We start from the raw sequence: 12,542 nt of genomic DNA on the forward strand, positions 1-12,542 counted from the left end.
ATATTTTTTGCCTGATTTGTGAAGCAGAGTGTAGCTGATCAAAGCCGCGCGGTCGATGTAAAGCACACGCTCAGGCAACATCATTACGCGATGTTTATGTGAATATCTTTCAAGTGCTTGATAAGATGGGCGAAATTAGCTGCTCGAATTGGCCTCGAAATTGGCGTTTTGCACCATTTTGCTCTATAAAGTGACTTTATCGATTCTGTTGAGAAAGATATCTGAATAGTGTCAGATCTAACGCCTCCACCCGGTTCCGAAGATATGAATGGCGGCCCGAGCGGCCCTACAGGTATCGAACCGATTTCCATTATTGAGGAGATGCAGCGCTCCTATCTCGATTACGCAATGAGCGTTATCGTGAGCCGTGCCCTGCCTGACGTGCGCGATGGCTTGAAGCCAGTGCATCGTCGTATTCTCCATGCCATGAACGAGATGAACCTCGCTTACAATCGCCCCTACCGAAAGTCGGCAGGTGTGATCGGTGAAGTGATGGGTAAGTACCATCCGCATGGTGACGCTTCTATTTATGACGCCTTGGTGCGTATGGCGCAGGACTTCTCCTTGCGCGATCCACTCGTGGACGGCCAGGGCAACTTCGGTTCCATCGATGGCGATCCGCCAGCGGCGATGCGTTATACCGAATGCCGTCTGGAAAAGGTCACTGAATCCCTTCTGTCGGATATCGACAAGGATACGGTTGATTTTCAGGACAACTATGATGGCCGTGAGCGGGAACCAATGGTTCTGCCAGCCCGCTTTCCGAACCTGCTTGTCAATGGTTCGGGCGGCATTGCGGTTGGTATGGCAACCAACATTCCGCCACATAATCTGGGCGAAGTCATTGATGGTTGCGTTGCGCTGATTGAAAATCCAGCCATTGAGCTGGAAGAAATCATGGAAATTATTCCCGGCCCGGATTTTCCGACCGGTGGTATTATCCTTGGACGTGCTGGCATCAATTCTGCCTATACGACGGGTCGTGGCTCGGTCATCATGCGTGGTCGCGTGGCGATTGAACCAATGCGTGGTGATCGTGAAGCGATCATCATCACTGAAGTTCCCTATCAGGTGAACAAAGCATCGATGATCGAGAAAATGGCCGAACTGGTACGCGACAAGCGTATCGAGGGCATTTCTGATCTGCGCGATGAATCGGACCGCGATGGTTATCGCGTTGTGGTCGAGCTCAAGCGTGATGCTGTTGCGGATGTCGTGCTCAACCAGCTTTACCGCTACACACCGCTGCAAACCTCTTTCGGCTGCAACATGGTTGCGCTGAATGGCGGCAAGCCTGAACAGCTTAATCTTCTCGATATGCTGCGCGCTTTCGTGGCGTTCCGCGAAGAAGTGGTTACACGCCGCACCAAGTTCCTGCTCAACAAAGCGCGTGATCGCGCGCATGTGTTGGTCGGTCTGGCAATCGCAGTTGCCAATATTGACGAAATCATTGCTCTCATTCGTCGTGCGCCGGATCCGGCAACCGCGCGTGAGCAGTTGATGGAGCGTCGTTGGCCTGCTGCTGATGTGGCGCCGCTGATTCGTTTGATCGATGATCCTCGTCACAGGATCAATGAGGATAACACCTATAACCTCTCGGAAGAGCAGGCGCGTGCTATTCTTGATCTTCGCCTGCAGCGCCTGACAGCGCTCGGTCGCGAAGAAGTGGCGGATGAGCTGAACAAGATTGGCGAAGAAATTCGCGATTATCTGGATATTCTCAGCTCGCGCATTCGCGTTATGACAATCGTCAAGGAAGAGATGATTGCTGTTCGCGACGAGTTTGCCACGCCGCGCCGTACCGAGTTTGGTCTTGGTGGCGCCGAAATGGACGATGAAGACCTGATCGCTCGCGAAGATATGGTCGTGACTGTCAGCCACGCCGGTTATATCAAGCGTGTGCCGCTGGCCACTTATCGTGCACAGCGCCGTGGCGGCAAGGGCCGCTCCGGTATGGCCACCAAGGACGAGGATTTCGTAACCCGTCTGTTCGTCGCCAATACGCATACGCCGGTTCTGTTCTTCTCCTCGCGCGGTATCGTCTACAAGGAAAAAGTCTGGCGTCTGCCGGTCGGCAATCCGCAGTCGCGTGGCAAGGCGCTCATCAACATGTTGCCGTTGCAGCAGGGCGAGCGCATCACCACGATCATGCCGCTGCCGGAGGATGAGGAATCCTGGGCAAACCTCGACGTCATGTTCTCGACCACGCGTGGTACGGTTCGCCGTAACAAGCTCAGCGACTTCGTTCAGGTCAACCGCAACGGTAAGATCGCGATGAAGCTCGAAGAAGAGGGCGATGAAATCCTCTCGGTTGATACCTGTACGGAATTCGATGACGTTCTTCTGACCTGTGCTGGTGGCCAGTGCATTCGCTTCCCTGTCACAGATGTGCGCGTCTTTGCTGGTCGTAACTCGATTGGCGTGCGCGGTATCAATCTGGCAGAAGGCGATAAGGTCATCTCGATGGCTATTCTGCATCACGTTGATGCGGATGCTGCCGAACGTGCAGCTTACCTCAAGCGTTCGATTGCGGAACGCCGTGCGCAGGGTGCGGACGATGCCGATGATATTGTTGTTGTCGGTGAAGACGTCGAAAATGAAACCGAGCTTAACGACGAACGCTATCAGGAACTGAAGGCGCGTGAGCAGACCGTTCTTACCGTTAGTGAGTATGGTTATGGTAAGCGGTCTTCGTCTTATGAGTTCCGCGTTTCCGGCCGTGGTGGTAAGGGTATTCGCGCAACCGATACGTCGAAAACCGATGAAATCGGCAAGCTGGTTGCTCTGTTCCCGGTCGAGGCCAGCGATCAGATATTGCTGGTTTCAGACGGCGGTCAACTGATCCGTGTTCCGGTCGGCGGCATTCGTATCGCTGGACGTTCGACCAAGGGTGTCACGATCTTCAATACGGCTGACGGCGAAAAGGTCGTCTCGGTTGAGCGCATTTCGGAAACGGAAAGCGATGAAGAGAATGGCGCTGCCGAGATTGATGAAATCGCGGTTGAAGGTGATGCACCTGCAGCCGGTGGCGAAGAGTAAAAAAATGCGCTGATACGCAAGTGTCAGCGCGCTCTGTGATCCAAATGAAAAGGCCGGTGGCGGAAGCCATCGGCCTTTTTGAGATGTCAGGACTGGAGGGCACTGACGATCTTTGAAACTTTATTTAACGCGAACTCAATTTACGCACGGCGTTTAGATTAAAAGCGGCGGGACGTATGCGTTGGCGCTTTGCTTCATTCTCTTCCAGAAGCAAAACAATCGCCGATGCAGCCATTGCTACCATCATGGATAATGCCAGAAGAAATATCATCATCGCGGTATCCTTTCATTATAGATACGCTTGAGAAGCAAAAAGGTTGCAGCAAAGGTGCGCTCATGATGGTAAATCGGTTGTGAACTTGTCGTGAAATCGTGCTTCATTGCTCATTCAATTTGTTTTCTTGGTTTCTGATTTCTTTCCAATTGTGGTTGTTGTTGAAAATCTGATGAGAAAAGGCTAGCTGGTAGAAATGACGATCGCGATTTATGCGGGTTCATTCGACCCGATCACCAATGGCCATATGGATGTCCTGAAAGGCGCGCTCCGTCTTGCCGATCAGGTTATTGTTGCTATCGGCGTACATCCGGGTAAAAAACCGCTTTTCAGCTTTGAGGAGCGTGTTGCGCTTATCAACGCAAGCTCCAGCGAATTGCTTGGCGCTGATGCAAAGCGTGTGTCGGTAATTTCATTTGATGCACTGGTGATTGATGCGGCGCGCAAGCATGGCGCAAAGCTCATGGTGCGCGGCCTGCGCGATGGCACCGATCTTGATTATGAAATGCAGATGGCAGGCATGAATGGGACAATGGCACCGGAATTGCAGACTGTCTTTCTGCCAGCCGATCCTGCCGTGCGCACAATTACTGCCACATTGGTTCGCCAGATTGCCTCAATGGGAGGCGACATAAAGCCCTTCGTTCCGGTTGCTGTCGCTAAAGCACTGGAAGCAAAATTCAAATCCTGATTCAGGGAGTTTCTCGGTTATGTCATTTATTCGTTCGGCATTCGCCGCAGCCAGCATTGTTGCGTTATCTCACGGGGCTGCCTTGGCAGCGGACACGCTTAATTTGCAGCTTAAAGATGGTAATGTTGCAATTGAGCTTGAACCAAAGCTTGCACCAAAACACGTTGCTCAGATTGAGAAGCTGGTAAAGGAAGGCGCTTATGATGGCGTTGCTTTCCACCGCGTGATTCCGGGCTTCATGGCTCAGACCGGCGATGTGAAGTTTGGTAATGTCGACAAGGGTTTCAATGCATCGCGTGTGGGTACCGGTGGCTCTGAATTGCCAAACATTCCAGCCGAATTCTCCAAGGAGCCTTTTGTGCGTGGCACGGTTGGCATGGCACGCAGCCAGGATCCAAATTCGGCCAACTCGCAATTCTTCATTATGTTCAATGATGGCGCCTTCCTGAACGGCCAGTACACTGTGGTTGGCAAGGTTGTCAGTGGCATGGATGTGGTTGATAAGATCAAAAAGGGAAGTGAATCCGACAATGGCTCGGTTGAAAACCCTGACAAAATCATCAAAGCCACAATCGAAAAGAAATAAGTTTTAAATTCAACGCGTATCCCTGTCCCAAAAACCAATCAAATTTGGGGGGATACGCTCAATAGGAGAGGCCCGATGGCTTATAAAGACCCGGAAAACACGCTCGTTCTTGAAACCACCAAGGGCAATGTCGTTCTCGAACTCTTCCCTGATCTGGCTCCCGGCCATGTCGAACGCATCAAGGAACTGGCACGCGAAGGCGCATATGACGGCGTTGTATTCCACCGTGTAATCGACGGCTTTATGGCGCAGACCGGCGACGTGAAGTTCGGCAAGACGGGTGGTGCGCATTTCAACGGCGCACGCGCTGGCATGGGCGGTTCGGATAAGCCTGACCTCAAGGCTGAATTTTCGAACACCCAGCACAAGCGCGGTACAGCTTCGATGGCTCGTTCGCAGAACCCGAATTCGGCTAACTCGCAGTTCTTTATCTGCTTTACCGATGCTCCATGGCTTGACCGTCAGTACTCCGTATGGGGTCAGGTTATCGAAGGCATGGACAATGTTGACAAGATCAAGCGTGGCGAACCTGTTACTGATCCAGACGTGATCGTCACAGCACGCATCGCTTCCGACATCTAATTCTGTCATTTCTATAGAAATATAGCGGCTCCGGTTTTGCCGGGGCCGCTCTTGCTTTGCCGAGGTTTATGATGCGTGTTGATCTTTTCGATTTCGATTTACCGGAAGAGAGTATTGCTCTGCGTCCAGCCGAGCCGCGCGATCACGCCAAGCTGTTGCGTGTGCGTCCCGGCCAGCCATTCGAAGATCGACAGGTATTTGAATTGCCTGATCTGTTGCAGCCGGGTGATGCACTGGTTTTCAACGATACAAAAGTCATTCCCGCACAGCTTGAAGGGATGCGTGAGCGCGATGGCAATATTTCGCAGGTGAGTGCGACGCTTCACATGCGTACCGGCCCGGATCGCTGGAAAGCATTTCTGCGCCCGGCCAAGCGCGTGAAAGAAGGCGATCGCATCCGTTTCGGTCATTCCGGTTCAAGCTGTTCCCTTGGAACTCTCGACGCGACCGTTGCCGAAAAGGGAGATGCGGGGGAGGTGCTGCTGGTGTTTGACCTTTCGGGTGCCATGCTCGATGAAGCCATTGCTTCCGTTGGCCATATTCCTTTGCCGCCCTATATCGCATCCAAGCGCCCTGAAGACGAGCGCGACCGCAGCGATTATCAGACTGTTTACGCGCGCGAAGAAGGCGCTGTCGCCGCACCGACTGCCGGGCTGCATTTCACACCAGAGCTGCTCAAAAAAATCCGCGAGCGTGGCATCGAAGAGCATTTCGTGACGCTGCATGTCGGGGCGGGCACATTTCTGCCGGTCAAAGCCGACGATACGACGGACCACAAGATGCATTCCGAGATCGGTTATGTTTCGCAGGAGACAGCCGATGCGCTCAATGCCGTTCATGCCCGCGGTGGCCGGGTGATCTGTGTTGGTACAACATCGCTGCGTCTTATTGAGAGTGCTGCCGGTGAAGATGGCATCATTCGCCCATGGGCCGGGCCGACGGATATTTTCATCACACCGGGCTACAAGTTCCGGGCAGTCGATCTGCTGATGACCAATTTTCATCTGCCGCGCTCGACGCTCTTCATGTTGGTTTCAGCGTTTAGCGGTTTTGAAACCATGCAGGAAGCTTATAAGCGCGCCATCGACACAGGCTATCGTTTCTATTCCTACGGGGACTCTTCCCTTTTAGAACGTGCATGAACCTGTTTCCTTTTCCGGCATAATTCATTAGAGACACGCCATGACCAGCGAAAATTTTGAATTCAAAGTACTAGCGCGTGATGGCGCAGCCCGTCAGGGCGAAATCTCCATGCCGCGCGGCGTGGTGCGTACGCCTGCCTTCATGCCGGTTGGCACAGCCGGAACCGTTAAGGCCATGTATATGGATCAGGTGAAGGATTTGGGCGCGGATATTATCCTCGGCAACACCTACCATCTGATGCTGCGTCCGGGTGCGGAACGTGTGGCTCGTCTTGGTGGTCTGCATGAATTTGGCGGCTGGAAAGGCCCAATTCTGACCGATTCCGGCGGTTTTCAGGTCATGTCGCTCGCGCAACTGCGCAAGCTTGATGAAAATGGTGTGACTTTCCGCTCGCATATCGATGGCAAACCTTATGAAATGACGCCGGAGCGCTCCATCGAAATTCAGGGGCTGCTTGATAGCGATATTCAGATGCAGCTCGATGAATGTGTGGCGCTGCCATCGCCTGAAAAGAACACCGAGCGCGCGATGGAATTGTCGCTGCGGTGGGCTGAGCGTTGCAAGGTGGCTTTTGGTACACAGCCAGGGAAAGCGATGTTCGGCATCGTGCAGGGCGGCGACAATGCGCGCCTGCGTGAGCGCTCGGCGGAAGCACTGAAAGCGATGGACCTCAAGGGCTATTCCGTTGGTGGTCTGGCCGTTGGTGAGCCTCAGAACGTCATGCTCGACATGCTCGAAGTAGTTTGCCCGATCCTGCCAACAGAAAAGCCACGCTATCTGATGGGCGTCGGCACGCCGGATGATATTCTGAAATCCGTTGCCCGCGGGATCGACATGTTTGATTGCGTGATGCCGACACGCGCCGGGCGTCACGGTCTGGCGTTCACGCGCTTTGGCAAGGTGAACCTGCGCAATGCGCGTCATGCCGATGATCATCGTCCGCTTGATCCTGAATCAAACTGCCCGGCAACGCGTGATTACAGCCGCGCTTATCTGCATCATTTGGTCAAATCCGGTGAAGCACTGGGTGGAATGCTGCTGACATGGAACAATCTGGCCTATTACCAATACCTCATGCAGGGCATTCGTGCCGCGATTGCGGAAGGCCGTTTTGAAGATTTTGCGGCTGAAACGACTGCCGGATGGGAGCGGGGCGACATACCAGCCCTATAACAAAACGCGCCTTGAAGGCGCGTTTTTTGTATGTATGTTAAATCAATAAGTTACCCTGCTTCGAGCAGCTTTTCCAAGCGGCAGATGACGGAATGGCGTTCTTCGTCGTTCACAATGTCGCAGTCGAGCAAGCGCCCGCATTCTAAGCCTGTCAGCGCCAGATAAGTAATTAAAACAAGATCATTATCGGTTGCATCTTTCAACATTCGATCCAACAAGGCTCGGTGGTAATGCCTGACCGGGATCATGAAATCCGGATTTTCGACGAGGGCAGCAAGGATGCCGCTGGCTGGCGGCTCATCATCTGCCTGAAGACGAAAAACATCAAAAAAGGCGCGTACAACCCGATTTTTATCGCCGCGTTGAAGGGTTTCCTGAACCTCCATCGCCCGTTCGTGTTCTCTCATATATTCTTCGACCACACCCTCAAGCAATTTTGCTTTTGTTGGAAACGAATAGAGCAATCCGCCCTTTGAGAGGCCCGCGCGAGCGGCAACCGCGTCGAGAGAGAGATGGGCTGGGCCGACCTCTTGGGCGAGTTCCACTGCTGCGCGCAAAATGCGCTCTCGCGAAGAGACCTTATTCTTGGTATGCAATTCCAGTGGTCTCCTGACAGTTCAATAGTTGACAATACCGTCCAGACGGTACAGTTATTTTCGACAGTTATTCAAGTAAAATACGTGCGACCAAATTGTGAGCAACAAATAGGACGCGCGCCAATGACACCCTGGAGTGCTTCCGCAATGATCAAACGCCTTATTCTGGCAATTATTTTCCTCGTGATCGTCGTGGGAGGGCTCGTCGGTTTTAACCTGTTCAGGACACAGGCGATTAAGGACTTCTTTGCCAATATGCAGCAACCGGCCAAGACGGTTTCCACGATCACGCTGGAGCCGACGACATGGACGCCGGGCATCGAAGCCATTGGGTCGGCCAATGCAATCAATGGTGTTGACCTGACGGTTCAGGTTAGTGGCATTGTCGATAAAATCGACTTTAAAGCCAACCAGGAAGTAAAAAAGGGTACGGTCCTTCTGCAACTCGAAAACAGCATCGAGACTGCGGACCTTGTTGCTGCGAAGGCCGAGGCCGTGCTTGCAGACCAGAATCTGAAGCGTGCTGAAACCTTGCGCACGCGCGGTGTAGGTGCGGTTTCCGACGTTGATACGACGGCAGCTGCGGCGAGTGCCAAAAAGGCCGCTGTTGCAAAGATGCAGGCTGTACTTGATCAGAAGACGGTAACAGCACCGTTTACGGGTGTTATTGGTATTGCGAAGGTTGATATCGGTCAGTATCTGACACCGGGCACCGTAATCGGGACCTTGCAGGAAACCGACAAGATGCGCATCGATTTCACGGTGCCGGAACAGTCGCTGCCTGAGCTCAGGCTCGGCCAACCCGTGCAGGTTGGTCCAAGCATGGAACAGCTCAATTATAATGGCAAGATCGTTGGTATCGATCCCAAGATCGATCCTGCGAGCCGCCTGGTTTCTGTGCGTGCGGAAGTTCAGAACGACGAACCTCGTCTGACACCAGGTCAGTTTGTTCAGGTTCGTGTTGAACTGCCAAAGGAAGACAATGTGTTGGCGCTGCCACAGACTGCTGTCATTCGCAGCCTGTATGGCGACTATGTCTATGCTGTTCGTCCGGCACAGCCAAAAGAGGGCGAAAAAGCGCCTGAAGGTGATGCTAAAAAGCTGGTTGCCCAGCAGGTTTTCGTAAAAATCGGCCGGAGTTATGGTGGTGTGGTTGAGATCACGGATGGCCTCAAGGCTGGCGACATCGTGATTACAGCAGGCCAGAACCGGCTTTCAGCGGGAACGCCCGTAACGATTGACAACACGGTCAATCCGATCCCAGCGGCTGACAAGTAATAGGCGAGCAAGATGAGTTTTTCCGATATTTTCATCCGGCGACCCGTACTTGCTACCGTGGTCGCTCTTATGATCATTCTTCTCGGCCTTCAGGGTATCGCGCAGCTTTCTGTGCGCGAATATCCGAAAGTCGATGAGACAGTTATTACCATATCGACCGCTTATGCGGGGGCAAGCGCTGAGCTTATTCAGGGTTTCATCACCTCTCCAATTGCAGAGTCGGTGGCGACGACTGAAAACATTGATTACGTCACATCATCCAGCCGTCCATCGTCGAGCACGGTGACGGTTCAGATGAAACTGGGCGCTAATCCCGATGCGGCACTCACGGAAGTGATTGCCAAGGTTAATCAGGTTCGCGGCAATCTGCCGACTGAATCTGATGATCCCGTGATCGTCAAGGGAACCGGGCAGAGCTTCGCAACCATGTATTTGGCTGCGCAGAACCCCAATATGACCAGCGAACAGATTACTGAATATTTGCAGCGCGTCATGCAGCCGCGTATCTCCACCGTTCAGGGTGTGGCGAAGGCTGATATTCTGGGTGGTCAGGTCTATTCGATGCGCGTCTGGATTGATCCGATCCAGCTTGCCGCGCGTCAGGTTACGGCGGCTGAAGTACTGGCGGCGATTAAAGCGTCGAACTTCCTGTCTGCGCCTGGACAGACAAAAAACGAGTATGTTGCATCATCGATTACGCTTGAATCGACCTTGCAGACACCGGAAGCTTTTGGCGCAATGCCGATTAAATCAACCGGCGATCAGATTGTGCGTCTGCGCGATGTGGCGAAAGTTGAGCTTGCTGCGAAAAGTACAGATACGATTGTTTCGTTCAACGGTTCGGCCGGTACGTTCCTAGCAATTTACCCGACACCGTCTGCGAACCCGATTGATGTTGCAACGGCTTTCAAGAAAGAACTGCCGGCCATTCAAGCATCTCTGCCGGAGGGCATGACACTTGATCTCGTCTATGACGCGACCGAGCAGATCAGCTCTTCCATCAATGAAGTTTTCACCACCATTGGTGAAGCTGTCGCGATCGTTATTCTGGTCATTATCATTTTCCTTGGGTCGTTCCGCTCGGTTCTTATTCCCATTGTCACGATCCCTATTTCGCTGATTGGCGTATGCTTCTTTCTCTATGTTCTCGGGTTCTCGATCAATCTTCTGTCGCTGCTTGCGATGGTTCTGGCGATTGGTCTTGTGGTCGATGACGCGATCGTGGTGCTTGAAAACATTCACCGCCATATCGAAGAGGGATTGCGTCCGATGGATGCCGCCTTCAAGGGCATGAAGGAAATTACCGGTTCGATTATCGCGATGACGATTACGCTGGCCGCGGTGTTTGCACCGCTTGGGTTTACCGGTGGTCTGACTGGTTCGCTGTTCAGAGAGTTTGCTTTCACGCTGGCCGGCGCGGTTATCATTTCCGGTATTGCTGCTCTGACGATTTCACCGATGATGTGCGCCCGTATGCTCAAACACGGTGAACCGTCCCGGTTCCAGAAAATCATCGACGAGAATTTTAAGAAGCTCGAAAAGTGGTATCATGGGATGGTATCCGGGTCGCTTAATTATCGTCCGATTACATTGATGATCGTTATTGCTCTGGTGGGGCTCACAGGCTTCCTTTTCGTGAACACCTCGACGGAACTTGCTCCTGAAGAAGATTCCGGCGCCTTGTTCTCGATGTTCCAGGCTCCGCAATATGCGACCTCTGCCTATACCAACCTCTATGCAGAACAGATTGACAGCCTGACCAAAGATCTGCCGGAACTGGATACACGCTTCCAGATCGTTGGTATGGATGGCGGAACAACATCGGGTATTGCGCTCTGGGTTCTTAAAGACTGGTCCCAACGCACGCGTTCGCAAAAGCAAATTCAGGAAGATCTGACCGCAAGATTGACCAAGGTTGCGGGCGTTGACGCATTTATTTTTGCGCCTCCGTCTCTGCCCGGTGCTGGCGGTGGCTTGCCGATTTCGATTGCGCTTCAATCAACTGGCCCATCCAGTCAGGTCTTTGAACTGGCTGAAGAAATCAAGAACGAAGCTCAGGCAACAGGCCAGTTCATCATTGTCCAGAACTCGATGTCCTATAATGCGCCGCAGACCACGATCACCATTGATCGTGATCGCGCTGCAACGCTTGGCGTTCAGGTTAGCGATATTGGTTCGACGCTTGGTCTTCTGACCGGCGGTGCATCGATTGCCAAGTTCGACCGCGATTCCAATAGCTATGACATCATCACGCAGGTGCCGGATGCCTATCGCTCGACCCCGGAAAAGCTCGGCGAATTCTTTGTTCGCAGTGTTTCCGGCGCAATGATTCCGTTGTCGTCGGTTATTGAAATCAAGCAAAATGCATCGCCTGCCGCTATTGAGCAGTTTAATCAGCTCAATTCCGCTACCATTTCCGCTCTGCCAATGCCTAGTGTCACGACAGGTCAGGGCCTGCAGACGCTTGTTGATCTGGCTCGCTCGAAGATGCCGGAAGGATTTTTCCTCGACTATTCCGGTCAGTCACGACTGGAAGTCGAGCAGGGCAACACGATCCTCATCGCTTTTGGCCTTGCCGTTATCGTGATCTATCTGGTGCTTGCGGCGCAGTTCGAAAGCTTCCGCGATCCGTTCATCATCATGATGTCAGTCCCGCTTTCGATTTTCGGTGCTATTGTGCCATTGAACCTTGGCCTTGGAACGCTCAACATCTACACACAGGTCGGTCTCATCACACTTGTCGGGCTGATAACCAAGCACGGCATCCTGATGGTGGAGTTCGCCAATCAGCAACGTCGCTTGCATGGTCATTCGCGTCGTGAGGCCATCATCCTCTCTGCTGAAACGCGTCTTCGGCCGATTCTGATGACCACGGCTGCCATGGCGCTCGGCGTTGTGCCGCTGATTATGGCAAGTGGTGCGGGTGCGGCCGCGCGTTACTCGATGGGGCTGGTGATCTTCACCGGTATCACAATCGGTACGGTCTTCACGCTGTTCGTGGTGCCAATGTTCTATACATTTATTGCCAAGAAGGACGTTGAAGGCGAATTCGTGCCGTCGTCGGAAGATAGCAAGGAGGCTGCGGCGGCAGCCCATCACTGAAATTTGTATTGAATAATCGGATTGAGGGCGGTCACATGTGGGCCGCCCTTTTTCTTGGGATGAAGTTGCATCCCGGCT

10 protein-coding genes are annotated in these 12,542 nt (G+C 53.0%); 8 read left to right on the forward strand and 2 right to left on the reverse strand.

From position 1 onward, the window contains the following. Positions 1-264 precede the first annotated feature (264 nt). Positions 265-3,039 (forward strand): DNA gyrase subunit A, encoded by a 2,775-nt coding sequence (gene gyrA, locus ABE527_RS07090; protein ID WP_265984745.1) that lies wholly within the window; start codon positions 265-267, stop codon positions 3,037-3,039. A gap of 124 nt (positions 3,040-3,163) precedes the next feature. Here gyrA and ABE527_RS07095 read toward each other — a convergent pair whose 3' ends face one another. Continuing rightward, a complete protein-coding gene (locus ABE527_RS07095; protein WP_265984656.1) occupies positions 3,164-3,313 on the reverse strand; it encodes a hypothetical protein in 150 nt (49 codons plus the stop codon). 196 nt (positions 3,314-3,509) lie between these two features. On the opposite strand from ABE527_RS07095, the gene coaD reads away from it, so the two are divergent. The 5 genes from coaD to tgt all read left to right on the forward strand — a co-directional run bounded on the left by coaD (position 3,510) and on the right by tgt (position 7,488). Then, the gene (gene coaD, locus ABE527_RS07100; protein ID WP_265984657.1) at positions 3,510-4,004 is read left to right on the forward strand and encodes a pantetheine-phosphate adenylyltransferase; all 495 of its coding nucleotides are present in this window, start codon (positions 3,510-3,512) and stop codon (positions 4,002-4,004) included. Between the two features lie 19 nt (positions 4,005-4,023). Next, positions 4,024-4,590: a peptidylprolyl isomerase gene (locus ABE527_RS07105; RefSeq protein WP_265984658.1), complete on the forward strand. Its 567-nt coding sequence runs from the start codon at positions 4,024-4,026 to the stop codon at positions 4,588-4,590. Between the two features lie 75 nt (positions 4,591-4,665). Continuing rightward, positions 4,666-5,172 (forward strand): peptidylprolyl isomerase, encoded by a 507-nt coding sequence (locus ABE527_RS07110; protein WP_265984659.1) that lies wholly within the window; start codon positions 4,666-4,668, stop codon positions 5,170-5,172. A 71-nt stretch (positions 5,173-5,243) separates the two neighbouring features. Continuing rightward, positions 5,244-6,314, forward strand: a complete 1,071-nt coding sequence (gene queA / locus ABE527_RS07115; RefSeq protein ID WP_499696515.1) for a tRNA preQ1(34) S-adenosylmethionine ribosyltransferase-isomerase QueA — start codon at positions 5,244-5,246, stop codon at positions 6,312-6,314. Positions 6,315-6,354: 40 nt separating this feature from the next. Continuing rightward, entirely contained in the window at positions 6,355-7,488 is a 1,134-nt protein-coding gene (gene tgt, locus ABE527_RS07120; protein ID WP_499696497.1) for a tRNA guanosine(34) transglycosylase Tgt, read from the forward strand. A gap of 50 nt (positions 7,489-7,538) precedes the next feature. On the opposite strand, the gene ABE527_RS07125 is transcribed toward tgt, so the two are convergent. Next, positions 7,539-8,084 carry a TetR/AcrR family transcriptional regulator gene (locus ABE527_RS07125; RefSeq protein WP_499696498.1) on the reverse strand — a complete coding sequence of 182 codons (546 nt, stop codon included), beginning with the start codon at positions 8,082-8,084 and terminating at the stop codon, positions 7,539-7,541. A 147-nt stretch (positions 8,085-8,231) separates the two neighbouring features. Here ABE527_RS07125 and ABE527_RS07130 point away from each other — a divergent pair, with 147 nt between their 5' ends. Both ABE527_RS07130 and ABE527_RS07135 read left to right on the forward strand, forming a co-directional pair. Continuing rightward, positions 8,232-9,362, forward strand: a complete 1,131-nt coding sequence (locus tag ABE527_RS07130) for an efflux RND transporter periplasmic adaptor subunit (protein ID WP_396996972.1) — start codon at positions 8,232-8,234, stop codon at positions 9,360-9,362. 12 nt (positions 9,363-9,374) lie between these two features. Next, positions 9,375-12,464: an efflux RND transporter permease subunit gene (locus ABE527_RS07135; protein ID WP_265984663.1), complete on the forward strand. Its 3,090-nt coding sequence runs from the start codon at positions 9,375-9,377 to the stop codon at positions 12,462-12,464. Positions 12,465-12,542: the final 78 nt, after the last annotated feature.

Origin of the sequence: Brucella sp. TWI432 (genome assembly GCF_039674445.1) — a bacterium.
Lineage (GTDB): Bacteria > Pseudomonadota > Alphaproteobacteria > Rhizobiales > Rhizobiaceae > Brucella > Brucella chromiisoli.

Excerpts from the sequence above, each read along its gene's own strand:
- gyrA (WP_265984745.1), top strand. The coding sequence starts at position 265 with ATGAATGGCGGCCCGAGCGGCCCTACAGGTATCGAACCGATTTCCATT.
- ABE527_RS07095 (WP_265984656.1), bottom strand. The coding sequence starts at position 3,313 with ATGATGATATTTCTTCTGGCATTATCCATGATGGTAGCAATGGCTGCA.
- coaD (WP_265984657.1), top strand. The coding sequence starts at position 3,510 with ATGACGATCGCGATTTATGCGGGTTCATTCGACCCGATCACCAATGGC.
- ABE527_RS07105 (WP_265984658.1), top strand. The coding sequence starts at position 4,024 with ATGTCATTTATTCGTTCGGCATTCGCCGCAGCCAGCATTGTTGCGTTA.
- ABE527_RS07110 (WP_265984659.1), top strand. The coding sequence starts at position 4,666 with ATGGCTTATAAAGACCCGGAAAACACGCTCGTTCTTGAAACCACCAAG.
- queA (WP_499696515.1), top strand. The coding sequence starts at position 5,244 with ATGCGTGTTGATCTTTTCGATTTCGATTTACCGGAAGAGAGTATTGCT.
- tgt (WP_499696497.1), top strand. The coding sequence starts at position 6,355 with ATGACCAGCGAAAATTTTGAATTCAAAGTACTAGCGCGTGATGGCGCA.
- ABE527_RS07130 (WP_396996972.1), top strand. The coding sequence starts at position 8,232 with ATGATCAAACGCCTTATTCTGGCAATTATTTTCCTCGTGATCGTCGTG.
- ABE527_RS07135 (WP_265984663.1), top strand. The coding sequence starts at position 9,375 with ATGAGTTTTTCCGATATTTTCATCCGGCGACCCGTACTTGCTACCGTG.